The organism is Ascidiimonas meishanensis (assembly GCF_037782385.1).
GTDB lineage: Bacteria > Bacteroidota > Bacteroidia > Flavobacteriales > Flavobacteriaceae > Ascidiimonas > Ascidiimonas meishanensis.
Window position 1 is genome coordinate 54628 of the sequence record NZ_JBBEXD010000005.1, and the last position, 25050, is coordinate 79677.

The window sequence follows — 25050 nt, forward strand, 5'->3', positions numbered from 1 at the left end:
ATTTGACAGTTGAAGAAACATATTTAAAAGGTTGCTATCTTATTAAGCCTACCACCTTTCATGATGAAAGAGGCTACTTTTACGAATCTTTTAATACCCACAAATTAAGGAAAGGTATAAATTGGAATGGAACGTTTGTTCAAGACAACGTATCTATGTCAAAAAAAGGCGTTTTAAGAGGGCTTCACTTTCAACTTGGCAATAGTAGCCAGGCAAAACTAGTAAGCGTTTTAAAAGGTGCTGTATTAGATGTAGCGGTAGATTTAAGAGCCTCCTCAGCAACATTTGGTAACTATTTTAAAACAGTACTAGACGACCGGAATAAATTACAGTTATTTATTCCTAAGGGTTTTGCCCATGGCTTTCTAACACTTAGTGAAGAAGCTATATTTTGCTATAAATGTGATGCTTTTTATAATATGGAAGCCGAAAGTGGCATTCGTTTTAATGATGAAACATTGGCAATAGATTGGGGTATTCCCCATTCAGATTTAATAATTTCATCAAAAGATAAGCTACTAAAGAGTTTTAAAGAATGTATTCCTTTTCAAATATAACCCCAGTGTAAAGAAAGGTCTTAAAGACAGATGAAGATACCTAATAAACAAATACTGGTTACCGGAAGTGATGGGCAACTAGGGAAGTCCTTGCAGGATATTGCCAGTGATTTCTCTTCTTATGACTTTATATTCACTACAAAGAAAGAACTAGACATAACAGACAAAGATGAGGTAACATCTTTTCTACGGGGTCATAAAATTGCGTATTGTATTAATTGCGCTGCTTATACAAAGGTAGATCAAGCAGAACAAGAACCAGAAAAGGCTCTTGAAATCAATGCCGAGGCGGTAAATAATCTGGCACAGTTATGCAAAAGGTTTGAAATAGTTCTCATTCATATTTCAACAGATTATGTTTTTGATGGAACTAAGAAAACACCCTATACCGTTCAAGATAGTGCAAACCCTATAAACGTTTATGGCAAATCTAAATTATTGGGCGAAAGTTATATACAAGAACAGATGCAACGATATTTCATTATAAGAACCTCTTGGTTGTATCATAAAAAACATGGGAATAATTTTTACAAGACTATTCTAAGAAAGGCTCAAAACGCAGAAGATTTAAAAGTTACCTCAGCCCAAATAGGCTGCCCTACCAATGCAGGAAACCTTGCAAAATTCATAATGACATTGATTCTGGAAAACAAAAACTTTGGAATTTATCATTTTAGTGATAAAGAACCTATGACCTGGTATCAATTTGCAGAAAGAATACTTAAAGAGCATAAGCTGCAAGACACCATTCATTTAACAAAACAAGAATTTAAAACACTCGCCCCAAGACCTGCATATAGTGTTTTAGAATAGTACTGGGACTGCTCAACCATACCTTAAAAGAAGATACATTCTGCTACCCTCTATATTTATTGTATTTTTGCTTTTCTGTCTAAGAAAATACGTACGATTGATTGTATGATGAAAAAAAAATGTTTAGTGATTTTTGGTACGCGGCCAGAAGCTATAAAAATGGCTCCTTTAGTAAAAGAATTTTCCAAACATCAACAGGTTTTGGAAACAAGGGTTTGTATTACGGCACAGCATAGAGAAATGCTGGATCAGGTATTAGATTTTTTTGAAATCAATCCAGAATATGACCTGAATGTAATGCAACCGGGTCAGAACTTATATGATTTAACGGCAATTATTTTAACAAAAATACGCTCGGTTTTAGAAGACTTCAAACCAGACTTTGTTTTTGTTCACGGAGATACCACTACCACTATGGCTGCAAGTTTAGCAGCTTTTTATTTTGGCGCTCAAATATGCCATATTGAAGCAGGGTTAAGAACGTTTAATCTACAGGCTCCTTTTCCCGAAGAAATGAACAGAAGTGTTACGGGTGTGGTAACCAATTTGCATTTTGCCCCCACCCAACAGTCAAAGGAAAATTTACTACAGGAAAATAAAAACCCTGAAGCGATATTTATTACAGGAAATACCGTAATAGATGCTTTAATGTATAGTGTAGAGAAAGTAAAACATCCAGATTTTTACGACCCTGAAATAACGAATTTAAAAACGTTTATTCGGCAAGACGCCAAGGTAATACTAGTTACGGGACATCGTCGAGAAAATCATGGTCAAGGCTTTATTGATATCTGTGAGGCTTTAAAAAAGATTGCCCTTGCCAATAGCGATGTTTTAATTGTATATCCGGTGCATTTGAATCCAAAAGTACAAAAACCGGTATATGAGTTATTAGGAGAAATAGCGAATATTAAATTGATAAGTCCATTATCATACCCCGCCTTTATCTGGTTAATGGAAAAATCATATCTCATAATAACAGATAGTGGTGGAGTGCAAGAAGAAGCCCCTAGTTTAGGTAAGCCTGTATTGGTAATGCGAAATACTACGGAAAGACCAGAAGCAGTAGCAGCAGGTACTGTTATTTTGGTGGGTACAGATCAACATAAAATTATTAATGAAACCAATCGTTTATTAAAGAATACAGCTAATTATTCTGAAATGAGTAAGCGCCATAATCCTTATGGAGATGGTAAAGCATGTGAAAGAATTGTATCTCAAATTTTAAAGTGTTGATAAAAAAACGAGTCTCTTCTTTTTTGAACAGAAAATATTCTAAAGAGATACAAAGAGTAATCTCTAATTTTGGATACTTATCTGTGCTACAAATAATCAGCCTTATTATTCCTTTGCTTGTATTTCCTTATTTAATAGATGTTTTAGGAAAAGTAAATTATGGATTGGTTATTTACGGTCAGGCAATAGTAACCTTTTTAGTAGTTATTGTAAATTTCGGTTTTAATATTACCGCAACTAGAGAAATCTCTATTCATCGTAATGACCGTTCAAAACTTCATGAAGTAGTAAGCAGTGTATTTATTTTAAGAATTATATTGTTGTTGATTGCTTTTCTAATTCTCTCTCTTGTTCTACCATTTATTAAAGAGGCAGAAGGCAACTATTTACTTTTCTATTTCTCCATGTTTTTATGTATCAATGAAGTGATGCTTCCTGTATGGTATTTTCAAGGAATAGAGCAAATGAAATATATTACAATTATCAATGGGCTCTCCAAGCTAACTACAGTAATATTCATTTTCCTATTTATAAATACTGCTGAGGATTATACTTTGGTGCCTTTGTTTTATCTAATAGGTACCTTAATTTCTGGCACGATATCACTTTACATCGTTTTTGTCAAACATCAGATAAAATTTAGATTATTTCCTTTCTCAATCGTCTTTTCCTACGCAAAAACTGGATTTTACATTTTTCTATCTCGGGCTAGTTTCATGCTTATGGAAAGTACTAGTAAAGTAATAATTACAAAGTTCTTTGGCTTAAGTGATCTGGCTGTGTACGACCTCGCTCTTAAAATAGTAACCGTTGTTAAAAAACCATTTTCTTTGTTGAGTCAGGCATTTTTCCCAAACCTGAGTAAGAATCCAAACATAAAACTTACTAAAAAACTATTACTAGGTTCTACTTTGGTAAGTATAGTTTTTTATTTAATTATTGTGTTGCTTTCAGATTCAGTAACCTTATTTTTTCTTGATATTTCAGAGTTAGAAAAAGTATACCTCGCTCTGTTAATTTTAGGAATTTCTATACCCTTGAGTTCATTAACCTGGTGGCTTGGTGAAAATATTCTGGTAGTAAAAGGGTATTTTAAACCTTACAATCTTAGTACCATCATTCAGATTTTTGTATATTTTGGAATGCTAGGTTTTTTTTATTTCTTTTTAGAAAATCTTTCATTCACCTTACTACTAGTTTTGTACATAGTACCTATTTTGGCAGAGGTACTCGTAAGGATTTTTTATATAAACAAGTATGGGCTTTTTAAGCGTAACTAAAAAAAATCAATTAGAATTGATAATGGTGTTAACAGCACCATTATTCCTTTTAAATACAGGTGTACCCTCTTATATTTTTATGCTAACATGGGCAGGGTTATGCTTTATAGAATACTTAAGAGGTAATAAAGCAATCTTTTTTACATTCTTACTTATCAATACTTTCCAAACTTTTGGAAATAGTATTTATAAAAGCAATTTCATACTGGTATCTGTTATTTATTGGATACTACTATTATGGGTAATAGTTGAAGCGAAGAATTTGAGAAGGATTCCATGGGTTATGATTCCATTCTTGCTTTTTTTGCCATTAAGAATATTGTTAGGTTATATATATAAGTATTCGTTTAAGTATTTAGTAATAGAATCTATTCTCTTTTTAGCATTTATATTTACAGTTGTTCTTTTTTTTAATAAAACTAAACAAACAAAAAGCATTTTTCTTGGTAGGCTCAAAAAGTATATACTTTACTTTTTCCCTTATCTAACACTTGTTTCAATGCTAAAGGGACCTATGATAGATTATAAACCCTTCTTTTTAGATGAGTTTGGTCATTTTTATCTTATAAGCATATTTCCTATAATTTTTTTTAGTGCTTTCAGTAAGGAAAAAAAAACATTTTTGATTGTATTACATCTTATTTTTATACTTATAAGAATCAAATACCTTTATATAAGTAGTTTTGCATTTGTTGGTGCTGCTTTAGGTCTTCTTATTATTCTCTGCTTTAATTTCTTTAAGATTTGGAGATACCTTTTAGGATTGGTAGTTTTAGTATTTATTTTCTTTCAATTACTTACATACTCAAGTGTTTTTGGTAAGCATAAAATAGATCAGATCATTAAGACAATGACTGTGGTTTCCGAAAGTGCTACACTTGAGGGTGTAAAAAAAATACCCAATTCCCCCAAGACTAGGGTGGTAGAAGTACTTAATATAGGACATGATTTAGCAGAATCAGGATTTTTAACATTGTTATTTGGCAAAGGGTTTGGTAGTTATTTTACAGATGAAAGGTATCCTTTTAAAAATTATGGAGTGAGAATAGATCAAACCGCATTTTCAGAAGACGAAATATTCAGTAGAAAATTTTTAAGACCACATAACACTGTACCATATCTTTTTCTTAAAACCGGATTTCTTGGATTGTTTTTTATTTTAGCAATCATATTACTCAGCTTTAGTAAAATAAGTAAAAATAATTGGTTGCTATATGCCTATGCGCCCTACGTATTTATACTTTTTGGCGCCGGACTCAAAAATTTTATTGTTATTGGGATTCTTACCGGAATCGTATTGAGTACTGTTAAAATTAATAGCACCTATACCAATAGAATCTCAGCCTTAAAAAATCAAGATTTAGGATGAAAAAGAAACTTTATATCGTAGATCTTTTAGAAGAACCAGGACACATCCGCTTCGTTAAAAAACTTATTGACATTTTAGAAAAGTCTTTAGAGGTTACATTTATTTCTTCCGCACGGTATATAAAACAAATAAACCCAGTTAAATGGATATCTCTCAATGATAAATATTTTGATTTTTCAGGAAGTGTGGGTTTTGTGGAATCTCAATTAAAAGTTATTGCTGAACTCAAAAGAATTATCCCTAACGCTGATACACCTATACTTGTTACCGGATTTGAAAACATTTCTTTTAGGCTTAGATGGAACTTCAAAAATCCAACATTTGCCTTTTTGCACAACAATCCTGAAAAATCCTTTTTAAGTCGCTCTTTCCTATTCTTCCCCAATAGAAACATTCATTTTTTAGCATTTGAAACCTATATAGCTTCTTATTTAGAGACTAAAGGATTAAATGTACACTACGTTCCACATCCAATTCAATTAAAACCTAATATATCAAACGGCCATCAGGGCGAAAATTTTATTTTTGTGCCTCATAAGATCATTAATGGAGAATATTTTAAAAAGTTAATAACGTACGCAAATAAAAACGATTTAAAAATATATGCAAAAGGAGATTCAAATATGGCAAACCAGCACAATGTTTTTATAAAACCATACTTTGAGAATTATGAATACATGCTACAAGAAGCTTGTTTTGTTGTTTTAGACATTAAATATGATTACCGAATAAGTGGGATTTTTTATGAATCTATGATGCTGAATAAGAAAATTGTCTTTGAGACTACGTCTAACAGGTTTTCAAAAGAAATGGTCAAATTATATCAAGAAAATGTAGGTGTCTCAGATTTGGAACTCGTAAAAACAATGGCACCAGAAAATTCTCAGTTTCTTCAACGTCACTCAGATGCTGAGGTATTAAACCGTCTTTTAAAAATAATCTATGAGTAAAATATTAATCCTTGACAACTTTTATCCTTTACAAACAAGAACCTCCAGAATAAAGCATACTCTCTTACCTTTTGATTTTGAAGTGGATGCAACTTTATGGAATAGAAATGGACTAAAAATTAAAGAAGATGAAACTCATTTTGTCTATAATAAGAGTGCCAATACAAAGACAAAGAAAATAGCTGGTCTATTAGGGTATACTTACTTTATTGCGGAAATTTTAAAAAAACAAAAATATGATGTTATTATTGCCTCTCATTGGGATATGTTGTTGATTGGAGCACTTTTAAAAAGCAAAAATCAGGTTCTTATTTATGAAAATCTGGATATGCCTACCCATTCCAATACTAGTATAAGAAAAATCTTTTGGGGTATTGAAAAGTTGGCATTGAAAAGAACAAACGGCATTTTATTTGCTTCGCGGTTTTTTCAAAAGTTTTATTCTAAAAAAATTCCTTCTATGTTGTTGGAAAATAGGCCTTCTGTAGAAATTCTCAAAGGATATACCCAAAAGCCTATAGGTGACAAACTTTCCATAATATTTTTGGGAAACATAAGATATGTTGATATTTTAAAAAATCTTATTAAAGCCGTATGGGAAAATCCTAAAGTATCTTTGGTGATTAAAGGATCAGGGTTATTTACACAAGAGATAATTCGATTTATGAAAAATCATAAAGGAACTCATGAAAATGTTAAACTAGATATAGGATGGTATGATTATCATAAGATAGGAGAATATTACACCAATTTTGATATGATCTGGGCAGCATATCCTAATAAAGATTTCAATGTTAAACATGCCATTTCTAACAAATATTTTGAGTCTTTGTTATTTGAGAAACCAGGTATTTTTGCGGAAAAAACGGATCTCGGAGATTACGTGGTTACCGAGAATATTGGATTTGTAGTAGACCCATATAGTACTATAAAAATTAAAACACTTTTAGATACCTTGTGTGCAGATCATTATAAACTAGTTAAAGAGGTAAAGCAAAAGCAAGCTAAAATTCCGAAGACCGAAATGTTTTGGGAACAGGAGGCAGTTGCACTTAAAGTATTTTTAAAAGAGGTAATAAAAGCAAACCAATGAATACTCCTTTGATAAAAAATGTTTTTAGGGTATGTATGATACTTTTTCATACCTTTTTAACAAACGTACATGGTCAATCAAATACCAATAGGTTAATTGAATCAAAGCTAGATGCGTATTATGAGGTGTTGGAGAAAAACTGGAATGTAAATGGATATTGGGGCAAGGCCGCCCAACAAAAAGACAATAGGTATAACGAAGCCATTCTTTTTTATCAATATAAAGAATTGAAGAATCCTTCAGATACCTCTATTTTTCCTAAAATTAAAAAGGCGATTTATTATAGTTTTAATTTTCTTCAGCATGAAGACGGAGGTATGTTACAGGAAAATATTCCAGTGCATGTGCGTACGTCTTTATTTCTTGAGGCTATTGCAAAGGTGGCAGTACATCATCCTGAAATTTTAAAAGATTCTTTAATTAGAGAAGGCATTATGTGTGCCGTAAATTGGTTAAAAGAACCTCATGAGTTTGCTTTCAATCATAATATAGCTGCAATGCTCGCTTTCAATTCTTTATCGAAACTTTATGATGATAAAATATTTAAACAACTTGAATTAGACTACCGAAAACTTTTACTTGAGAATTTTATTGCAATAGACAAGTATCATGGGTATTGGCCGGAAGCTCCGGAAACATGGAGTAATCGCCTTAACAAACCCTATTTATTAGTACAATCTATGTTTTTAAATGCGTATATCATGCAAGAGAATGATTCAGAAATTCAAAAATTATATCAAAAATTAAATCGCTATATACTCAGCCAAATAAATCTTGAAAAGGGCACTATTAGTATTGAAAATTCTTTAGGGCATTTTGATGCAAACCAGAAAGAGGTTCCTGTTTCCTGTGTTTCTTTTTTTCAGGCGTATCCTGCTAGAATTAACATGTTAGAAAAGAAGAATAAAAAACTACTACATAAGTTGATTACGCATTTTGATGCGGGAAGCAAGAAAGCACCAGTGTTACTATATACAGATCTTTACTATCGCTTTACCCTTGGAATTTCATCAAATAAATAGTGACTGTTATCTTGAAAAATCTAGTAAATACCATTTTTTATTCAAACGGTAATTTTAGTTTGGTTTTTGCAGCCTGCTTGTTACTTAGCGCATTTCCTATCCTTCCCTATGGAGTTCTTACTATTGCCATTATAGTATTTGCCTTTTCTATTATATGGGATATTTATAACAATAGTCTTACATTTAAACTCAACTTCACATCCAATTTTAAAAAATATCTTCTTTTCACACTGTTTTATTTTTTGTTGCTATTTAGTAGTTTTTGGTCTGAAGACTCTTTGAAAGGGCTTAATTCTCATACAGTAGGAATTCCTATTTTAATTTTTCCATTAAGTTTTATTTTCGGAAAATCTCGTTTAAAATCTGGACAGCAAAATATAGTATTAACTGTATTTGTAATAGCGAGTATTACTGCAGGTTTTTTTATTCTTGGTTTGGCCTACAAAGAACTTTCTGAAACAGGCTTTAAACAACTATTTTATACATCAGCTATAAGAAGAAATATGGCAAACAAATCTTCTTTTTTGAGGTTTCATCCCACCTATATTTCTACCTGTTTTTTGCTAAGTATAGGAATTCTTATTTCGCGGTTGAGGTCTTCGCAAAAAGCAACTAGAAAAATAGTAAAAATCTTATTCATTGTTTTTCTGCTTTTTATGATCATAATTTGTGCCTCACGTGCTGCAATAATAACACTAGTGCTTGCAGGTTTTATTTTTTTTATAAAATCACCTAAGTTTAAACTACCCCATAAAGTGCTTATAATTACTGTGTTTTCATTAGTATCATACTTGGCAGTAACCAACATATTTCTTTTGAGTTCAAGGTTTCTAATTATTTCTAATGAACTGGTTTTACCTCAAGGTGAAAAACCTTCTTCTATTTCAATTAGGTATGGAATATATAAATGCTCTTATCATTTGATTAAAGAGAATTGGCTGTTTGGTGTAGGGGTAGGTGATACACAAACCATGCTTAACAAGTGTTACAATACATATCCAACAGATCACTTTAAAACAAAAAATATTAATACTCATAATTATTTTTTTCATTTGGTGAGCAGTGCAGGCATTTTTGCGCTCATTGCATTGATAAGCTTGTTGGTGTATTTGTTTAAAATTGCATTGCTTAAAAAGAATGATCTTTTTCTTCTTTTTATGATAATTCTTACGGTGAACTTACTTTTTGAGAATTTACTTGTAAGATCTTATGGAGTTATATTCTTCTGTTTTTTTATTACATACTTTTTTTTAAGTGAATCTTTTAAAGAATAGAAATACCTTCTACTTTTGTCCTTTCTTATGGCAATTGAAGTAAATTACTCTTAACATCCGTATATTTGTTTAAAATAACAGAGTAGACAAATAATTGAACATTAAGGAATTTTACTATTGCGAAAGTTTGTAAAAGACCACTCATTTAATTGTTATTTAATAATTATTGAAAGATATAAAAATGTTAGATAAGTCCCCTCCTTTAGTTAGCATTATAACTCCTACCTATAATTCTTCAAAACACATAGAACAAAATTTAAAATCAGTTAATGAACAGTCATTCAAAGATTATGAACACATTATCGTAGACGACTGTTCTCATGATAACACTTTTGAAATTGTAGAAAAGGCAGCTAAACAAAATCCCAAAATAAGATATTTCAGGTTAGAAGAAAACGGAGGCGCAGGAGTAGCCCGGAATAAGGCAATTGAAATGGCAAGTGGACGTTTTATTGCGTTTTTAGATTCTGATGATTTATGGCATAAGGATAAGCTGAGTGTTCAAATTGACTTTATGTTTAAGAACAATCTGGCGATGTCTTACTGTTCATATTATGTGATGAATGAATTTGGGGAATTGCAATATATAAGGGCTGCGCCTAAGAAAGTAGGGTATTCTGATATTTTAAAAAATGATTACATGGGCTTTCTTACCACAGTTTATGATACTAAATATTTGGGTAAGATGTATATGCCTGAAATAAGAAAGCGTCAGGATTGGGCTCTAAAGATTCGAATTCTCCAGAAAAATCAACCAGCCCTTGGTATTTTACAACCTTTGGCATATTACAGAGTGGGTCACAACTCTATCAGTAAAAACAAAAACAAACTTCTTAAATACAATTTTAATGTGTTTAGGAAAGAGCTTAAGATGTCTTATATAGAGTCTATTTTTAGGATGGCAAACTTTTTGTTGCATTATGGCGTATATAAGGTAACGTCTAAGAAACCAATAGGTGCCTTTCAAGAATAGGATTTTGTAAATCAGTAAATATGCTTTAGTATTTATATCAAAAAAAACAATTTGGAATTTTTAAAATATGCCATACCGTTATATATAGGATCCTTTTTCCTTACTTTTTATACAATTCCAAAGATTATTAAGGTGGTGGAGTTCAAAAGTCTTATGGATGACCCAAATAAAAGGAGTTCCCATACAAAGAAAACACCTACTCTGGGTGGAATCTCTTTTTTCTATACACTTATATTTTCTCTTTTCTTTATTAGAGAATGGGATATTCATGATGAAGCAATCTTTTTTGTACCCGGCCTAACCATTCTATTTATTATAGGCCTTAAAGATGATTTAGTAATTCTTTCTCCATACACAAAGCTTGTCGCACAACTTCTAGCCATAGGTTTTATTATGTTTAATGAAAGTTTTCGTATTTATTCCCTTAACGGGTTCATAGGGATTCATGAAATTCCTTTCTGGATTTTTTATCCAGCGGGGGCATTCATTATGCTAACGATTATAAATGCCTATAATTTAATTGATGGGATTGATGGTCTTGCCGCTATTGTTGGAACTATTGTTTTAATGATTTACACCACCATATTCTATCTTGCTAATGAATATTTTTACGCATTAATTTGTCTCACACTGAATGGAAGCCTAATTGCTTTTCTTGGCTTTAATTTTTCTGCTTCAAAGAAAATTTTTATGGGAGATACAGGATCTTTAATCGTAGGCTTCATTATAAGCGTATTGACCTTAAAGTTTTTAGCTTTAAAACCAGAATCTTATTCAGAACTTCCTTTCTTTCATGAGAATGCGCCTATTATAGCCATAAGTATACTAATTGTTCCCTTATTTGATACGGCACGAGTTTTTGCAATCCGTTTGGTCAGCAAAAAGAGCCCGTTTTCTCCAGATAGAAATCATATCCATCATATTTTGATTGATTACTGGGATATGTCTCATAAAAAAGCAAGCTTTGTTATAGGATCTTTTAACTTGCTTTTTGTAGCTCTATTTGTAGTCTTGGCTAGCATTTCCAAAAATATAATTTCTGGAGGAATACTAATTATATCAATAATTATACTAACCTATATTTTTTTTAAGTACGATTATAGTTTTGGAAGTTTAAAACGAAAGATTATGTTTAGAAATAGGATAGGTACAATTAAGTATAACGTAAAGGATAAAACTTCCAGCACAAGCAAAAAAAAAGATAGTTAATAAGTATGAAAAAAGTATTGATAACAGGCGCAGCTGGTTTTTTAGGATCACATTTGTGCGATCGATTTATTAAAGAAGGGTTATATGTACTTGCTATGGATAACCTAATAACGGGTGACCTAAAGAATATTGAACATCTTTTTAAACTAGAGCAGTTTGAATTTTATCATCACGATGTAACTAAATTCGTGCATGTTCCTGGTAATTTAGATTATATCTTGCATTTTGCTTCTCCAGCGAGCCCTATAGACTATCTTAAGATTCCAATTCAAACTTTGAAAGTAGGAGCATTAGGCACACATAATCTCCTTGGTCTGGCAAGAGAAAAAAATGCACGTATTCTTATAGCTTCAACATCAGAAGTTTATGGAGATCCACTAGTGCACCCTCAAACAGAGGAGTATTACGGAAATGTCAATACTATAGGCCCTAGAGGGGTTTATGATGAAGCCAAAAGATTTATGGAATCTATTACAATGGCGTATCATCGCTTTCATGGTTTGGATACTCGCATTGTTAGAATTTTTAATACCTACGGTCCTAGAATGCGCCTAAATGATGGTCGTGTTATTCCCGCTTTTATAGGGCAGGCTTTACGGGGGGAAGACCTAACCGTATTTGGTGACGGTTCTCAAACAAGATCATTTTGTTATGTAGACGATCAGGTAGATGGTATTTACAGACTTTTAATGAGTGATTATAATCTTCCTGTAAACATTGGAAACCCAAATGAAATAAGTATTCTTGACTTTGCGCAAGAAATAATCAGACTTACCGGAACAAATCAAAAAATTATTTTTAAAGAATTGCCAGCCGATGATCCCTTACAAAGACAACCTGATATTTCTCAAGCATTTAAAATTTTGAATTGGGAACCCAAAGTAAGCAGGAAAGAAGGACTTGATATTACGTATCAATATTTTAAAAATCTCCCTAAAGATGAATTGCTTAAAAGAGAACACAAAGATTTTACAAAGTATCATTATTAAACACGGTTAATACTATTGGTATGAAAGGATTGGTTTCAATTATAACACCTACCTATAATTCTGTAGAATTCATAAAAGAAACGGTTCATTCAATTAAGCAACAAACCTATACCCATTGGGAGCTAATCCTTATAGATGATGGCTCTACGGACGCTACAGTTACACTTATTAAAAAATTAGCAGAAGAAGAACCAAGAATCTCATGGGAACAATTACCTCAGAATTCTGGACCTGCCATAGCAAGAAACAGAGGTATTAAAAAGGCAAATGGAGATTACCTTACTTTTATAGATGCAGATGATATATGGTTTCCTGAATTTTTAAAGACAAGTATTCATACTATTGAAAGTACTGGTTGCCCTTTTGTTTTTGCTTCTTACCAACGCTTGGATGAAAAGCTTCAGCCTCTATATCCAGATTTTATTGTTCCAGAAAAAGTTACGTATACTGATATTCTAAAATCAAACTCCATAAGCTGTCTTACTGCGTTTGTTCATATTGAAAAATTAGGCAAAAAATTTATGCCAGAAATCAGAAAACGACAAGATATGGGGCTATGGCTTCAATACCTCAAAGAAATAGAGTATGCCTTAGGGATTAAGCAACCACTCGCTATTTATAGAATTCGTAAAAATTCCCTTTCCAGAAACAAATGGGCTTTGCTTAAATACCAATGGGATTTCTACAGAAAAATAGAAAAACTTACCTTTACCCAATCAGTTTATTATATGGCAAACTGGTTTTACAGAGGCTTAATAAAATACAAAAGATCATAGCATGAATATATTGGTTTTAGGCTCCGGCGGAAGAGAGCATACCCTAGTCTGGAAAATGGCACAAAGCAAAGAAGAAACAAAACTATTTGTAGCTCCTGGTAATGCAGGTACCGCTAAAATAGCAATAAATGTTCCGGTTGCTGTTAATGATTTTGAAGGGATTAAAGCTCTGGTGCTTAAAGAAAATATTGAGTTGGTAGTGGTGGGTCCAGAAGACCCTTTGGTTAATGGAATTCATGATTTCTTTTTAGAAGATGTTAAATTAAAAAATGTTGCGGTTATAGGTCCTCAAAAAGAAGGTGCCAAATTGGAGGGAAGCAAAGAGTATGCTAAAGAGTTTATGATGAGGCATCAAATCCCAACCGCAGCTTATCAAAGTTTTACGCCTCAAACTGTTGAAGAGGGTAAAAAATTCTTGGAAACATTAAAACCTCCTTATGTTTTAAAGGCAGATGGTCTTGCCGCTGGAAAAGGAGTATTAATTTTAAATGAGCTGGATCAAGCAAAAGAGGAATTACATAAAATGTTAGTAGATGCCAAGTTTGGTAATGCAAGTAGTAAAGTGGTTATTGAAGAATTTTTAGATGGTATAGAATTGAGCTGTTTTGTGCTGACTGATGGAACCGACTATAAGGTTTTGCCCATGGCAAAAGACTACAAACGTATTGGTGAAGGAGATACAGGCCTCAATACTGGCGGAATGGGCGCTATATCTCCAGTTCCTTTTACAGATGAGGTATTTATAGAGAAAATAGAAAATCGTATTGTAAAACCTACAATAGATGGTTTAAAGAAAGATAACATTCCATACAAAGGATTTGTTTTTATTGGGCTTATAAAAGTAGGAGAAGACCCTTTTGTTATAGAATATAATGTACGTATGGGTGATCCGGAAACAGAAGTAGTAATTCCAAGACTTAAAACAGACTTAGTTACTTTATTAAAATCTGTTGCCAATAACAACTTAGGTGCTGTAAATCTAGAGATTAATACAATGGCAGCCACCACCATAATGACCGTTTCTGGAGGATATCCAGAAGCTTATGAAAAAGAAAAGGTGATTAGTGGTTTAGAAAATATAAATGGCTCTACAGTGTTTCATGCAGGAACTACTTTAAAGGACAATCAAGTAGTTACTAATGGAGGTAGAGTTATGGCGGTCACTTCAATGCATGAGGACTATCGTGAAGCCATAAAAAAATCTTATCAAAATATAGAAAAACTACATTTTGATAAGATGTATTATCGTAAAGATATTGGTTTCGACTTATAAATAAGAATGAGCAGAAACGCTTTTATCTTCAGGTTCTGTATCGTTAAACAACTTTAGTTGACGAATCCAATAGATAATAGCTACAAAACCAACAATGAATAATGCCCAATTCACCATGTTAGCGGCCCACCAACTATCCATTTCTCTTAAAAGGTCTAATGGGTAGTATAAATAATCAACAAAAAGTGTCTCTATCGCTTTAAAAAAATCTTTCCACATAAAAACTTATATTATTTTTACATTACAAAAATAGCAAAACCTATGATTTTATCAAGCATATTTGGTAAAACAAAACCCATAAATTTTATATTGCTCACTACTTATCTCTTATTAGTATTGGGTGTAGTGGTGTTTTTGGGTCTCAGAAGTTTTGAAACTACGGTCCCTTTTACCCATTATGCACTGGCTTTTTCTTTAACAACGATCTCTATTTTTGTCATAGAATTCATTTGTAAAAAAAACAATCTTGCCTTAAATAATAATTACGTCATCTATTTTTTTTGTATGCTAATTGCCGTATTTCCGGCATTATTTATCTATCCGCAAATTGCTATTGCTTCCTGGTTTATACTTTTAGCAGTACGAAAAATGATCACCTTAAAATCTCAAATAGGAATCAAAAGAAAAATATTTGATGCGGCTTTCTGGATTGCAATTGCAGCATTATGCTATAATTGGTCTATTATGGTGAGTATCCCTTTATACGTAGCCATTGCTATTTATGCGGGTAATGATATTAAAAACTTAATTATACCCATAATAGCTTTTAGCACTGTTCTTATTTTAACGTATACAGGGTTTCTTTGGTTTGATCAACAAGCAGAATTCAAATCGTTACTATCATTTGAAATGGTTTTAAGCAAAGAAGAGTATACAAGATCCTATTTATTACTACCTTCTATTTTTTTAGGATTGCTCATAATTGCGTCTGTTTTAACGTACTTTTTAAAAGTTAAATTAAAAACCACGTCTGTGAAAAATTCACTATTACTAGTACTACTTACCCTTGTTGTATTAATAGTTGGAATAGGCTTTGGTACTAAATTAGAAGGTGCTTCGTATGCATTGTTAGGGTTTCCATTATCTATTTTTGCGGGAAACTATGTAGAGCAACTCAGTAAAAAATGGATGAAAGAAGCTATTTTATGGATTTTTCTTTTGCTTCCGTTTATCAATTTATTGCTGTAATTTAAGACCAAAGCTAAGGTCTCCGGCATCTCCAAGACCCGGAATAATATATCCCTTATGGTTTAATTTATCATCAATAGCTGCAATCCATAAATGAGTTTCTGCCCCAAAATGTTCTTCAAGATATGCAATCCCTTCTGGCGAAGCAATAGCTGCAACCAAATGAATCTCTTTGGGCTTACCTAAAGATGTAGTAGCTTCAAATACAGATACAAAAGAATGGCCAGAGGCCAACATAGGGTCTGCTAAAATAAGCGTTTTTCCTTCCAGCGAAGGAGAGGCTACATATTCTACCACAATTTCAAAATCGGTATCGCTGGTATGATGTCTATAAGCAGATATAAATAAATTATCAGCAGCATCAAAATAATTCAATAGTCCTTGATGCATGGGTAATCCTGCTCTTAGAATAGAACCAATTACGGGCTGTTCTTCCAATAGATAGGAAGGTTTTGTGCCCAGAGGGGTTGTAATATTGTTTGGTTTGTAAATCAATTTTTTACTCAATTCATACCCCAATACTTCACCGATGCGTTCAATATTTCGGCGAAACCGCATCCGGTCTTTTTGAACATTTACATTTCTTATTTCTGCAATAAACGTATGAAGAATAGAATTTTCACTACAAATGTGGTGTATATGCATGGCGATTGAGTTTAGGTGATAAGCACTTTGCCAAAAGTAATTAATTATATTTGCAGTTCTAAAACCCAAGCTTATGTTTAGTGCACTTGCTAACAAGATTTTTGAAGAAAGCATCCGCGATTATCATATAAAAGATGATGTGTATCAGCCTTTTCACAATTCGTATCCTAAAGAAGAACTAATTGAGCATTTGCTGTATCGAAAAAATTGGATAGATACCGTGCAATGGCATTATGAAGACATCATTCGCGATCCCAATATTGATCCTGTTGCTGCGTTAGATTTAAAGCGAAAGATTGATGCTTCCAATCAAGACCGTACAGATACCGTAGAATTTATAGACAGTTATTTTCTTGAGAAATATAAAGATGTTAGTCTTTCAAAAGAGGCTACTATAAATTCTGAGAGCCCTGCTTGGGCTATAGATAGACTTTCTATACTAGCCTTAAAAATCTATCATATGCGCGAAGAGGCAGAACGTACAGATGCATCTGAGGGTCATAGACAAACATGTAGCAAGAAATTGAAGGTGCTTCTGGAGCAGCAGGTTGACCTTTCTACTGCCATAGATCAATTATTGTTAGACATTGAACAAGGAAGAAAATATATGAAAGTATATAAACAAATGAAGATGTACAATGATGACGAATTAAACCCTGTATTACGCGACAAACGCTAGTTTGATAAATAGTTTGTCTTGGCATCTAAACCTTCTCATAAAAAAATACATATACTAGTCATACGTCTATCCGCAATGGGTGATGTGGCAATGACCATTCCAGTACTACTGGCATTTACGCAACAATATCCGGACGTAAAAATCACCGTACTTTCACGCGCTTTTTTTAAGCCTTTTTTTGAAGGGATAGCGAATGTATCTTTTTTTGAAGCCGATGTAAAAGGAAAGCATAAAGGAGTTAAAGGTCTTTACAAACTATCTCAAGAGCTAAAAGAATTAGAACTTACCGCAGTAGCAGATCTTCACAATGTACTAAGAAGTAATATCCTTAAATTGTTTTTAAAGATTCAAGGACTCAAAGTGATACAAATTAATAAAGGCAGGTCAGAAAAGAAAGCTTTAACCAGATCTCAAAATAAAACATTAAAACCACTCAAAACTACACATGAGCGTTATGCAGAGGTTTTCAATAAACTAGGATTTTCCATTCAATTAGACTCATCTCATCTACTTCCCAAAAGAAGCCTTACACAAAACTTGAATGCTCTCATTGGTTTTAGTGCACAAAAATGGATTGGTATTGCACCATTTGCCGCTTTTGAAGGAAAGAAGTACCCACTAGATCTTATGGAAAAAGTAATTGCAGCATTAAATGCTTCCGGAAACTATAAGCTTTTACTATTTGGCGGAGGTAAAAGAGAATCAGACATACTAAATAATCTGGAAAGTAAATACGCTACGGCCGTTAATATGGCAGGAAAAACTTCTTTTGAAGAAGAACTTGCTTTAATTTCTAATTTGGATGTCATGTTGGCAATGGATAGCGGAAATGCGCATCTTTCTGCTATGTTTGGAGTACCAACTATTACACTTTGGGGAGTAACCCATCCATACGCCGGTTTTTACCCATATGCGCAGCCTAAAGAAAATGCTCTTTTAGCAGATAGGGAGCAATACCCATTCATTCCAACCTCAGTTTATGGCAATAAATTCCCAGAGGGTTATGAAAATGCCATGCGAAGTATTCTTCCAGAAACCATTATTGAATTATTGGAAAAGAAGATTAGTATAAAAAAACGCCCTAGAGATTAAAAGTAATAGAGATTAAAAATAACCAGCCTTTCTTGTTTAGTTTTTAGCTCATTTGAGCTATTCCAGATACAATAAAAGATTGCCAAAAGGTTTTAAGATAAAACATCTAATTCTCTTTAGAAAAAGAACAGAATTGTTGGTATACGACTTTGTGTAAAGTGTATATCCCTCTTTTTCAAGAAGGTTTTTACTTCCTAGAAAATTAAACTATCTTTCCTATAGCTAAGAATGAACAAACTATCTATATGTCAATAAAATCTTTTAAATGGAGCAAAACCATTCCTTGGTTTCTAACCATAGCTTGTACGCTTACTTTGATTGTAATTGGTGTTTTCCTCATTAAAAATATTGAATGGTATAAAACAAGCGTTTTTGATGCACAAATAGCAGAAGCAAATGCTCCTGAATATAGGTTTTATGCCTATCATTTACATCTAAGTATGATTAAACGCTCTGTAGGCCTTTTTACTGGTTTTGCGGTCATTTTTTTAGGATTAGGTGTTGCCTTCTACACTCTTAAAGACGCTACCAATCTAGAAGCTACCGGAGGCGGACTCTCTACTAAGATTGCCACTGCTTCACCAGGGCTTATTGCTTTGATTGTTGGCACATATCTAGTAATTTCTACCATTAATAGTAAAGATTACTTCCCGCCATACCATCAACAGGATGCTACCAATGCGGAAAAAGTGTTGGATACTACCAATTTACCTGAACTGCCCTTTAAATAAAAAAGCACTATCATGAAAAGAATATTGTTACTCACTGCATTGGTATCCTTAAGTTTTACGGCTTCCAATTCCTTACCAGATCTTTCTAAAACCGAACTAAATAATAGTTGTAAGGTATTATCTGTTCTTACCAATAAGGCTGTAATTGAAAACCGTAAAGACCTTATTGTAGTATATTACAATGCATATAGTGGTATTAGAGAGAGTGAATCTATGAATGCTGCCTGTGATGATTTTTTTAAAGAGATAAAGACTAAATATCTTTCACAAATCCCAAAGTTTACCTTGGCCTTTGATTATCCTCCAAAGCAATTGCAAGCGGGCAATGGACAGGGTTTTTTAAATTCAGAAATACAAACACTGGAGCGGATTAAAGCAAATAATTTAAACTTAGATGATATAGATGAACTTGTCTTATTTAAAAAATTACAAGCAAATACGGTAGATATCAATATTTTAAAAAACCTCGATAAAGAGAAGATTAAAAACCTTCAAAAGAAATTAGAAAAACTAAATCCAGACGCCTTAGATATTCAAAAATTAAATAATCTAGGTACGCAGCAACTCAATCTAGAGCAATTTCAGCAGCAAATGAATAATTAGTCCTGAGACATTTTTTTAATAAGACTTTTAGAAGCAGGCGTATCCATTCTTTTTAAGGCTTCTATAATACGTTGTTTTGTTTCCGGAGAATAGGACTCTCGTTGCTCTGGAAAAAAGCTTGCTTTTGGGGCGAGCGAGAAGAACAATTCATCAGACCAAGAATTACGTGCCCCATCCACTACTAGATGAATTCTATCTTTAGTACCCTTATTGGCAACTGAATGCACATAATTAACATTGGTATACCAACATTCACCTGGTAACATCATTAAATGATCATTATCTAAAATAAATTCAATTTTATCATGAGTAATTATGGGAATATGCAAGCGGAAGCATCCGTTTTCATAACCTAATTGATAATCTCTGTGTGGTTTTATAAATGCACCAACTTCTAAGCGTAAAAGTCTCACAGATAAAAATTCACACTCAAAACAATTAAGAACCTCTTTTATATAACTTGCTTCTTTTAAAGCTGCCGTTTCTTGCAAGGTAGATTTTTCATCTGGCATGGCTTGAATATAATTTTCTTTTCCTTCAGGTGCATATAAAGCAATAGAATTCCAAGAGCCTTCATAACCCCCCGTGTTAAAATGGGGTGTCCATTTTCTCCTAAGGATGGTTTCTACTTCTTCAACCAATCTTTTTTCATTAAAAAGAAAGGGTAACTTGAGGTATCGGGTGGGTTTACTGGTTTGCATTTTTTTTAAAGGTTATCGGAGCCATTTTAGCATATATGGAAATGCGGGTTTCTTTTTTTGTACTGCTTTTTCAGCACTGTAACAAAACCCCATCCATTCTAGTAAAGGCAATCCGGGGTATCGTTTATTTTTAAATTCATCAATCAACCATTGTGAATCTTTTTTATATCCTCCAGAATGAAAAACTACCTCTGGAGACAATTTGAGATCATACAAAGCAGCATAAGACCACAACATGGCAGCTATTTCATCTCCTTGAGACGGCCACTCAGCACTCATTTTATCGGTGCCAATATGTGCTCTTAAAGGAGCGTCGGTTATGGCTATATGTCCCGCTTCATGCAATAAGTCACCAGGATATTTTAATAGATTAATATCTAATAAAATACTACCCCTCAACAGTTTAATTCCTGGGAGAAAACAAGAGTTATCAAGTTCTCTGTATAGTATGGTAATACCTATACTTTCCAAAAACGCAGTAATAATCTTTATTTGTTCTTGGGTTTGGAGACTATTAAAAGGGGCAGATACCATACTATATTGTTTTTCAAGAATACAATTGTTCAAGACAAAAGTATGCCATTTACCAATAAACTATTTTATAATATTAGTAAACGCGTAACAATTATTTAATATTAAACTAATGGGGGAAAAGCGTTGCAGAGATACTTTTAGATGAAATTAATTATCAACATCTAAATCAAAAAAAAGGGCGCTCCTATGAAAAATATTAATTGGTCTGAATTTTATAGTTACAATACGATAGCAGATAGACGAAAGTATCTTGAAAAGCTATTTAAAAGTTATGAAAATAGAAGAGTAGACGAACTTCTTTTTAATATAAATCCAGTAACTGAAGAAAGCAATAAAGGTAAAAAATACCGGAATTTGAGAAATCTGGCTCAAAAAACAGCAAATGCAGCCCGAAGCACCCTGCGTCATTTAGTACTCCCATTTCCATTGGTATGGACGTCAAAATCATCAGATTCAATTCTTTCAAAATCGGTTCTCTCCGTAGAATCATATATTATGAGTACGCAGCCTATGCGTCTTAAAGACCATATTTCTGCATTACGTACCGGGGCACCACAATACAGAGGATTATTGTTTGGAGCTGCTGGAAGTTTAGTATCCATAGCCGTTGGATTATCGGTAGCTTCTTTTGGAATAGCACCTGTTATTGGCTTAGGAGTTGCAGCTGGATATTTTGGATACACCGCCTTTAGAGCTTCTAGAAAAATAAGTAAACAAGTAGGATATTTAAAATCTAGAATAGCGAGCATTGATAAATATGTGCCTAACAGTAAACCCGAAAAGCTTTTTAACCGCTTGTATAATGTTGTTTCTGTATTAGAAGAAGCAAAAAACGATATAACAAAAAGGGAAAATGAAGATAGAACTCCTCAAAGAAACATGGAAATCTTGAGGCATACCTTAAAAGAACAGCTCTCTACGAGTCTTAATGACGATAGCTTATCTAAAGAATTTCAATTAATGTTAAAGCCAGATATTGATGTGTTTCTTGATACTAATATAAGTGCGACAACCACTAATAATGAGATCTTAAATTCTCTCAATACCTTGTTAAACAGTTTAGAGAACTTAAACTTGAATGCAGAATGCGAGCATTCAGATTTAAAGAGAAGAATGAATAAACATGCACCAGAAGTTTTCAAAAAGTTTTCAAAGAAAAATGACCTTTCCAAAATACAAGAACTAGGCCAAATAATGGCTACAAGTGAAAAGGAAAAATGGAGTAAAAACCATTATGTGGAAGCAATAGAAGGCAGTAATCTAGATAGAAGATCAAAAGAATTCTTAATAAGTAAGGTAGGGCAGCCAATTATTGATTTTGATACCCCTTTAAATCAAGGGAGAAATACTTCAAGAGTACCTAGAGAAATAAATGGCAGTAATTCGGAAATAAGAAGAAGTAGAAGCAGTAGTCCTGGCAGTTTAAGTTATTAAGGGTGCGCTTGTAAGCAAAATTAGGTTCCGGGGTACGTTCATTCATAAAAGTAACCACTTATTACATTTGTGGTAAGGTTTTGCTGTACATCTTTCTATATTGCAATAGAAAAAAGATATAATTAAATGTCAAAATCACCATACAAATGAAAAAAATAATCACTCTTGTAATGCTTGTTTTTTTAACTAGTGGGGCTTTATTTGCTCAATCTAACAAAACAAAACTCATAAGTAAAAAATGGATTGTAAATAAGGAAGCAATGCGACCTGTAATTACTAAAATGATTTTAGATGATCCTACAGTAGCAGAGCTTGATAATGATATGAAATTGCAAACCGTTAAAAATGCAATACATATTATTTCAAAACTAAGAATAGAATTATCAACACAAGGAACCATTATAACAAGAAGCACTAAAGGAGTAGATACGGGTACTTGGAAATTCAGTAGAGACGAAACGAAACTGTATACACAAAGTTCTGATGGAAAAATTAAGGAACAATTTATTGTGCAAACATTAAATAACAGCAAATTAGTACTGGCGACTCCAAACAACGTTCAACTCATATTCAGACGACAATAATCCCCCGTTTAATAACATGTATGAAACACTGAATTTTGTTTTGTTCACAAAAGACGTCATTTTGAACAGCTTGTAAGAAGACACATAAAAAACTGTTAGAGACCTATTACTTTATTTTTTGGATTGTAGTTATAGTCTTTATTTTTTATTGAAAAGACTTTTTCAATAGCCTTTAACAAATTTTATTCTTCTTAAGGCTAACCAAAATGGCGTTTTTTATTTTTTAAAGACTCTATTAAGGCATTTGAAGGCCGGTGCTTATGGAAGTTTATTACTTTTTTTGATTTACAGCGCGGTCATTTCGACGCGTCTGCCTTGGGCGACAGGGAGAAATCTGTTTGATTTTTAGTGCAGTGCCAATGGAAGGTATTTATCTAGCACCCTGAAATTTAGTGTGTTAGTCGCTATGATTCTTGGATAGGAGGGGGTTGTTATGCACTTCTCGCCCTTCCAGTTCCTCTGTGTCCGAAGTGCGAGGTACTTTCTAATTTTAGGGCACCCAGAGGCTGAGCACTTGCATTGAGCAACATCGAAATGGAGTCGAACTCACTCTATTGATTTTATGTTGTGTACCCTCTATGCAAAACCTCACCAACCGCTAACGCACCTTAACTACCTATAGAAGCTCGTTACACTGAATGTATTGAGAAGGGCAGTCATTACTACCACAATCATTGCTGTTGCAACCCATGTTAGTATCCTGACAGAGTCCGTCGCATGATTGCAGCCAAATTGATTCATCTGTATTGGCGCCTCCTTTTATGGTGAAGCTGGCTATTTTAAGTTTCTTTAAACGGAGTGGTTTTAATTTTTTCTTTTTCATATTATAATTTTTGAGCTTTTTAATTTAGGGGAGTGTAATAGCACTGTGTTTTAGGATAACAGGTAAAGTAAATTGTATCTTCTCTTCCTCCGGTTGCCTTATCTTGTTGCAAAGAGCTTATCTGTTCTTTACTCAATTTTAAGTTTTTAAGTTTTGCTTTTTTCATATTTATGCATTTGTAAGTTAAAACCTACTCTAAAGATAAGGCATAAAGACCAAAAAACAACGGGACTAAGAAACTCTTTTTGTTTGGAATAACTTTTCTTATCATTATTTCTATAGGTTTGCTGTAAGCGACAAGAAAAATCTATCTTATACGTCAGGTCGAGTGTTTCCCTGTGATAACGGGAAAAGTATCGAGACCTTTTAGAAAGAAGAACTGCATCGCTTCTCGATACAACCGCTTCCAGCAGGTCACTCGAAGTGACGTATGGCTCTTATTCTATCTAAACTTCTTTTTTGCAAGATTTGGAAGATCATCAAACCTATCTTCTATTAGCGCTAACTTTTTTGCTTTAGACCATTTTTTAATCTGTTTTTCCTTAGCTATTGCTAAATTGATATCTGTAAACTCGGCATAAAAGACTAATTCTACGGGTCTTCTTTTAAATGTATAACTATCTCTGTGTATACCTTCTTCATGTTGTTCGAGTCTTACTGTTAGGTTTGAAGTAACTCCAGTGTAAAAAGTATTGTCTGAACATTTGAGAATATACAGGTAGGATAATTGCATTTTAGAACTTTTTTATCAAGTGTTAAATAATTAAACGTTCACAAACTTAATCAATTGTCAAGTTACTGGAAGTGACGTACTCTATCGTCAGGTCGAGTGTTTCCCTGTGATAACGGGAAATGTATCGAGACCTTTTCAGACAGAAGAATTCCATCGCTTCTCGATACAACCGCCTTCAGCAGGTCACTCTCCCTGAGGGCTCGGGAGAGACGCAAAAACTTCAATTAAGCGTCAGTTCGAGTAGCCCCTGGAATTACGGGGCATATCGAGAACCTACTTTTAAAACCAAACATTCCCGAAAGAAGTGGAGAGTGGCGTGAGAACTAAAATTTATCTTATACGTCAGGTCGAGTGTTTCCCTGTGATAACGGGAAAAGTATCGAGACCTTTTAGAAAGAAGAACTGCGTCGCTTCTCGATACATTTGTTTTCTGCATGTTATTCCGAAACCAAACACTCCCCCGAAGAAGTCGGGAGTGACGTAAATACT

28 protein-coding genes are annotated in these 25050 nt (G+C 33.2%); 21 read left to right on the forward strand and 7 right to left on the reverse strand.

The window, feature by feature from the left end; translation table 11 throughout:
• The first annotated feature begins 2 nt into the window (after positions 1-2).
• From rfbC to purD, 14 genes are all read left to right on the forward strand, one after another.
• Positions 3-557 (forward strand): dTDP-4-dehydrorhamnose 3,5-epimerase, encoded by a 555-nt coding sequence (gene rfbC, locus WBG07_RS10475; RefSeq protein WP_340201021.1) that lies wholly within the window; start codon positions 3-5, stop codon positions 555-557.
• A gap of 30 nt (positions 558-587) precedes the next feature.
• Complete coding sequence (gene rfbD / locus WBG07_RS10480; protein WP_340201022.1) at positions 588-1370, forward strand: dTDP-4-dehydrorhamnose reductase; 783 nt, start codon at positions 588-590, stop codon at positions 1368-1370.
• A 108-nt stretch (positions 1371-1478) separates the two neighbouring features.
• A complete protein-coding gene (gene wecB, locus WBG07_RS10485; RefSeq protein WP_340201674.1) occupies positions 1479-2606 on the forward strand; it encodes a non-hydrolyzing UDP-N-acetylglucosamine 2-epimerase in 1128 nt (375 codons plus the stop codon).
• Between the two features lie 23 nt (positions 2607-2629).
• Positions 2630-3886, forward strand: coding sequence for an oligosaccharide flippase family protein (locus WBG07_RS10490; protein ID WP_340201023.1), 1257 nt, complete (start codon positions 2630-2632; stop codon positions 3884-3886).
• Positions 3887-4400: 514 nt separating this feature from the next.
• A complete protein-coding gene (locus WBG07_RS10495) occupies positions 4401-5255 on the forward strand; it encodes a hypothetical protein (protein WP_340201024.1) in 855 nt (284 codons plus the stop codon).
• Positions 5252-6205 (forward strand): hypothetical protein, encoded by a 954-nt coding sequence (locus WBG07_RS10500; protein WP_340201025.1) that lies wholly within the window; start codon positions 5252-5254, stop codon positions 6203-6205. The genes WBG07_RS10495 and WBG07_RS10500 overlap by 4 nt, the downstream gene beginning before the upstream one ends.
• Positions 6198-7298 (forward strand): glycosyltransferase family protein, encoded by a 1101-nt coding sequence (locus tag WBG07_RS10505; protein ID WP_340201027.1) that lies wholly within the window; start codon positions 6198-6200, stop codon positions 7296-7298. Before WBG07_RS10500 ends, WBG07_RS10505 begins: the two co-directional genes overlap by 8 nt.
• A complete protein-coding gene (locus WBG07_RS10510; protein WP_340201029.1) occupies positions 7295-8320 on the forward strand; it encodes a hypothetical protein in 1026 nt (341 codons plus the stop codon). The genes WBG07_RS10505 and WBG07_RS10510 overlap by 4 nt, the downstream gene beginning before the upstream one ends.
• An 11-nt stretch (positions 8321-8331) precedes the next feature.
• Positions 8332-9594: an O-antigen ligase family protein gene (locus tag WBG07_RS10515; RefSeq protein WP_340201031.1), complete on the forward strand. Its 1263-nt coding sequence runs from the start codon at positions 8332-8334 to the stop codon at positions 9592-9594.
• A 181-nt stretch (positions 9595-9775) separates the two neighbouring features.
• Positions 9776-10567 carry a glycosyltransferase family 2 protein gene (locus tag WBG07_RS10520; RefSeq protein WP_340201033.1) on the forward strand — a complete coding sequence of 264 codons (792 nt, stop codon included), beginning with the start codon at positions 9776-9778 and terminating at the stop codon, positions 10565-10567.
• Between the two features lie 51 nt (positions 10568-10618).
• Complete coding sequence (locus WBG07_RS10525; RefSeq protein ID WP_340201035.1) at positions 10619-11776, forward strand: MraY family glycosyltransferase; 1158 nt, start codon at positions 10619-10621, stop codon at positions 11774-11776.
• 5 nt (positions 11777-11781) lie between these two features.
• On the forward strand, positions 11782-12765 hold the full coding sequence (locus WBG07_RS10530) for a UDP-glucuronic acid decarboxylase family protein (protein WP_340201037.1): 984 nt from the start codon (positions 11782-11784) through the stop codon (positions 12763-12765).
• A gap of 20 nt (positions 12766-12785) precedes the next feature.
• A complete protein-coding gene (locus WBG07_RS10535; protein ID WP_340201039.1) occupies positions 12786-13541 on the forward strand; it encodes a glycosyltransferase family 2 protein in 756 nt (251 codons plus the stop codon).
• A 1-nt stretch (position 13542) separates the two neighbouring features.
• Positions 13543-14814 (forward strand): phosphoribosylamine--glycine ligase, encoded by a 1272-nt coding sequence (gene purD, locus WBG07_RS10540; RefSeq protein WP_340201040.1) that lies wholly within the window; start codon positions 13543-13545, stop codon positions 14812-14814.
• Here purD and WBG07_RS10545 read toward each other — a convergent pair.
• On the reverse strand, positions 14809-15033 hold the full coding sequence (locus WBG07_RS10545; protein ID WP_340201042.1) for a DUF6341 family protein: 225 nt from the start codon (positions 15031-15033) through the stop codon (positions 14809-14811). The two genes, purD and WBG07_RS10545, sit on opposite strands and share 6 nt — an antisense overlap.
• Positions 15034-15075: 42 nt before the next feature.
• Between WBG07_RS10545 and WBG07_RS10550 the strand changes: the two genes are divergently transcribed.
• A complete protein-coding gene (locus WBG07_RS10550) occupies positions 15076-16002 on the forward strand; it encodes a DUF6427 family protein (protein WP_340201044.1) in 927 nt (308 codons plus the stop codon).
• Here the strand turns inward: WBG07_RS10550 and upp are convergent.
• Positions 15991-16647, reverse strand: a complete 657-nt coding sequence (upp, locus tag WBG07_RS10555; RefSeq protein WP_340201046.1) for a uracil phosphoribosyltransferase — start codon at positions 16645-16647, stop codon at positions 15991-15993. The genes WBG07_RS10550 and upp overlap by 12 nt on opposite strands.
• Positions 16648-16720: 73 nt before the next feature.
• Here upp and WBG07_RS10560 point away from each other — a divergent pair, with 73 nt between their 5' ends.
• The 4 genes from WBG07_RS10560 to WBG07_RS10575 all read left to right on the forward strand — a co-directional run bounded on the left by WBG07_RS10560 (position 16721) and on the right by WBG07_RS10575 (position 19752).
• Positions 16721-17326 (forward strand): DUF4254 domain-containing protein, encoded by a 606-nt coding sequence (locus WBG07_RS10560; RefSeq protein ID WP_340201048.1) that lies wholly within the window; start codon positions 16721-16723, stop codon positions 17324-17326.
• 18 nt (positions 17327-17344) lie between these two features.
• Positions 17345-18418 (forward strand): glycosyltransferase family 9 protein, encoded by a 1074-nt coding sequence (locus WBG07_RS10565; protein ID WP_340201050.1) that lies wholly within the window; start codon positions 17345-17347, stop codon positions 18416-18418.
• 245 nt (positions 18419-18663) lie between these two features.
• A complete protein-coding gene (locus WBG07_RS10570) occupies positions 18664-19149 on the forward strand; it encodes a hypothetical protein (protein ID WP_340201052.1) in 486 nt (161 codons plus the stop codon).
• Between the two features lie 12 nt (positions 19150-19161).
• Positions 19162-19752 (forward strand): hypothetical protein, encoded by a 591-nt coding sequence (locus WBG07_RS10575; RefSeq protein ID WP_340201054.1) that lies wholly within the window; start codon positions 19162-19164, stop codon positions 19750-19752.
• Here the strand turns inward: WBG07_RS10575 and WBG07_RS10580 are convergent.
• Both WBG07_RS10580 and WBG07_RS10585 read right to left on the reverse strand, forming a co-directional pair.
• On the reverse strand, positions 19749-20453 hold the full coding sequence (locus tag WBG07_RS10580; RefSeq protein WP_340201056.1) for an aspartyl/asparaginyl beta-hydroxylase domain-containing protein: 705 nt from the start codon (positions 20451-20453) through the stop codon (positions 19749-19751). The two genes, WBG07_RS10575 and WBG07_RS10580, sit on opposite strands and share 4 nt — an antisense overlap.
• Before the next feature lie 12 nt (positions 20454-20465).
• Positions 20466-20987, reverse strand: a complete 522-nt coding sequence (locus WBG07_RS10585) for a hypothetical protein (RefSeq protein WP_340201058.1) — start codon at positions 20985-20987, stop codon at positions 20466-20468.
• 186 nt (positions 20988-21173) lie between these two features.
• On the opposite strand from WBG07_RS10585, the gene WBG07_RS10590 reads away from it, so the two are divergent.
• Both WBG07_RS10590 and WBG07_RS10595 read left to right on the forward strand, forming a co-directional pair.
• A complete protein-coding gene (locus WBG07_RS10590) occupies positions 21174-22421 on the forward strand; it encodes a hypothetical protein (protein ID WP_340201060.1) in 1248 nt (415 codons plus the stop codon).
• A gap of 146 nt (positions 22422-22567) precedes the next feature.
• A complete protein-coding gene (locus WBG07_RS10595; RefSeq protein ID WP_340201062.1) occupies positions 22568-23005 on the forward strand; it encodes a hypothetical protein in 438 nt (145 codons plus the stop codon).
• Between the two features lie 616 nt (positions 23006-23621).
• Here WBG07_RS10595 and WBG07_RS10600 read toward each other — a convergent pair.
• The 3 genes from WBG07_RS10600 to WBG07_RS10610 all read right to left on the reverse strand — a co-directional run bounded on the left by WBG07_RS10600 (position 23622) and on the right by WBG07_RS10610 (position 24561).
• The gene (locus tag WBG07_RS10600) at positions 23622-23828 is read right to left on the reverse strand and encodes a hypothetical protein (protein ID WP_340201064.1); all 207 of its coding nucleotides are present in this window, start codon (positions 23826-23828) and stop codon (positions 23622-23624) included.
• Positions 23829-23847: 19 nt separating this feature from the next.
• Complete coding sequence (locus WBG07_RS10605) at positions 23848-23994, reverse strand: hypothetical protein (RefSeq protein WP_340201066.1); 147 nt, start codon at positions 23992-23994, stop codon at positions 23848-23850.
• A 276-nt stretch (positions 23995-24270) separates the two neighbouring features.
• The gene (locus WBG07_RS10610) at positions 24271-24561 is read right to left on the reverse strand and encodes a GIY-YIG nuclease family protein (protein WP_340201070.1); all 291 of its coding nucleotides are present in this window, start codon (positions 24559-24561) and stop codon (positions 24271-24273) included.
• Between the last annotated feature and the right edge of the window lie 489 nt (positions 24562-25050).

Excerpts from the sequence above, each read along its gene's own strand:
- WBG07_RS10500 (WP_340201025.1), top strand. The coding sequence starts at position 5,252 with ATGAAAAAGAAACTTTATATCGTAGATCTTTTAGAAGAACCAGGACAC.
- upp (WP_340201046.1), bottom strand. The coding sequence starts at position 16,647 with ATGCATATACACCACATTTGTAGTGAAAATTCTATTCTTCATACGTTT.
- WBG07_RS10505 (WP_340201027.1), top strand. The coding sequence starts at position 6,198 with ATGAGTAAAATATTAATCCTTGACAACTTTTATCCTTTACAAACAAGA.
- WBG07_RS10520 (WP_340201033.1), top strand. The coding sequence starts at position 9,776 with ATGTTAGATAAGTCCCCTCCTTTAGTTAGCATTATAACTCCTACCTAT.
- WBG07_RS10535 (WP_340201039.1), top strand. The coding sequence starts at position 12,786 with ATGAAAGGATTGGTTTCAATTATAACACCTACCTATAATTCTGTAGAA.
- purD (WP_340201040.1), top strand. The coding sequence starts at position 13,543 with ATGAATATATTGGTTTTAGGCTCCGGCGGAAGAGAGCATACCCTAGTC.
- WBG07_RS10510 (WP_340201029.1), top strand. The coding sequence starts at position 7,295 with ATGAATACTCCTTTGATAAAAAATGTTTTTAGGGTATGTATGATACTT.
- WBG07_RS10550 (WP_340201044.1), top strand. The coding sequence starts at position 15,076 with ATGATTTTATCAAGCATATTTGGTAAAACAAAACCCATAAATTTTATA.
- WBG07_RS10495 (WP_340201024.1), top strand. The coding sequence starts at position 4,401 with ATGATAGATTATAAACCCTTCTTTTTAGATGAGTTTGGTCATTTTTAT.
- WBG07_RS10560 (WP_340201048.1), top strand. The coding sequence starts at position 16,721 with ATGTTTAGTGCACTTGCTAACAAGATTTTTGAAGAAAGCATCCGCGAT.
- WBG07_RS10600 (WP_340201064.1), bottom strand. The coding sequence starts at position 23,828 with ATGAAAAAGAAAAAATTAAAACCACTCCGTTTAAAGAAACTTAAAATA.
- WBG07_RS10590 (WP_340201060.1), top strand. The coding sequence starts at position 21,174 with ATGAAAAATATTAATTGGTCTGAATTTTATAGTTACAATACGATAGCA.
- WBG07_RS10530 (WP_340201037.1), top strand. The coding sequence starts at position 11,782 with ATGAAAAAAGTATTGATAACAGGCGCAGCTGGTTTTTTAGGATCACAT.
- WBG07_RS10605 (WP_340201066.1), bottom strand. The coding sequence starts at position 23,994 with ATGAAAAAAGCAAAACTTAAAAACTTAAAATTGAGTAAAGAACAGATA.
- WBG07_RS10585 (WP_340201058.1), bottom strand. The coding sequence starts at position 20,987 with ATGGTATCTGCCCCTTTTAATAGTCTCCAAACCCAAGAACAAATAAAG.
- WBG07_RS10610 (WP_340201070.1), bottom strand. The coding sequence starts at position 24,561 with ATGCAATTATCCTACCTGTATATTCTCAAATGTTCAGACAATACTTTT.
- WBG07_RS10575 (WP_340201054.1), top strand. The coding sequence starts at position 19,162 with ATGAAAAGAATATTGTTACTCACTGCATTGGTATCCTTAAGTTTTACG.
- WBG07_RS10545 (WP_340201042.1), bottom strand. The coding sequence starts at position 15,033 with ATGTGGAAAGATTTTTTTAAAGCGATAGAGACACTTTTTGTTGATTAT.
- wecB (WP_340201674.1), top strand. The coding sequence starts at position 1,479 with ATGAAAAAAAAATGTTTAGTGATTTTTGGTACGCGGCCAGAAGCTATA.
- WBG07_RS10580 (WP_340201056.1), bottom strand. The coding sequence starts at position 20,453 with ATGCAAACCAGTAAACCCACCCGATACCTCAAGTTACCCTTTCTTTTT.
- WBG07_RS10595 (WP_340201062.1), top strand. The coding sequence starts at position 22,568 with ATGAAAAAAATAATCACTCTTGTAATGCTTGTTTTTTTAACTAGTGGG.
- WBG07_RS10570 (WP_340201052.1), top strand. The coding sequence starts at position 18,664 with ATGTCAATAAAATCTTTTAAATGGAGCAAAACCATTCCTTGGTTTCTA.
- rfbD (WP_340201022.1), top strand. The coding sequence starts at position 588 with ATGAAGATACCTAATAAACAAATACTGGTTACCGGAAGTGATGGGCAA.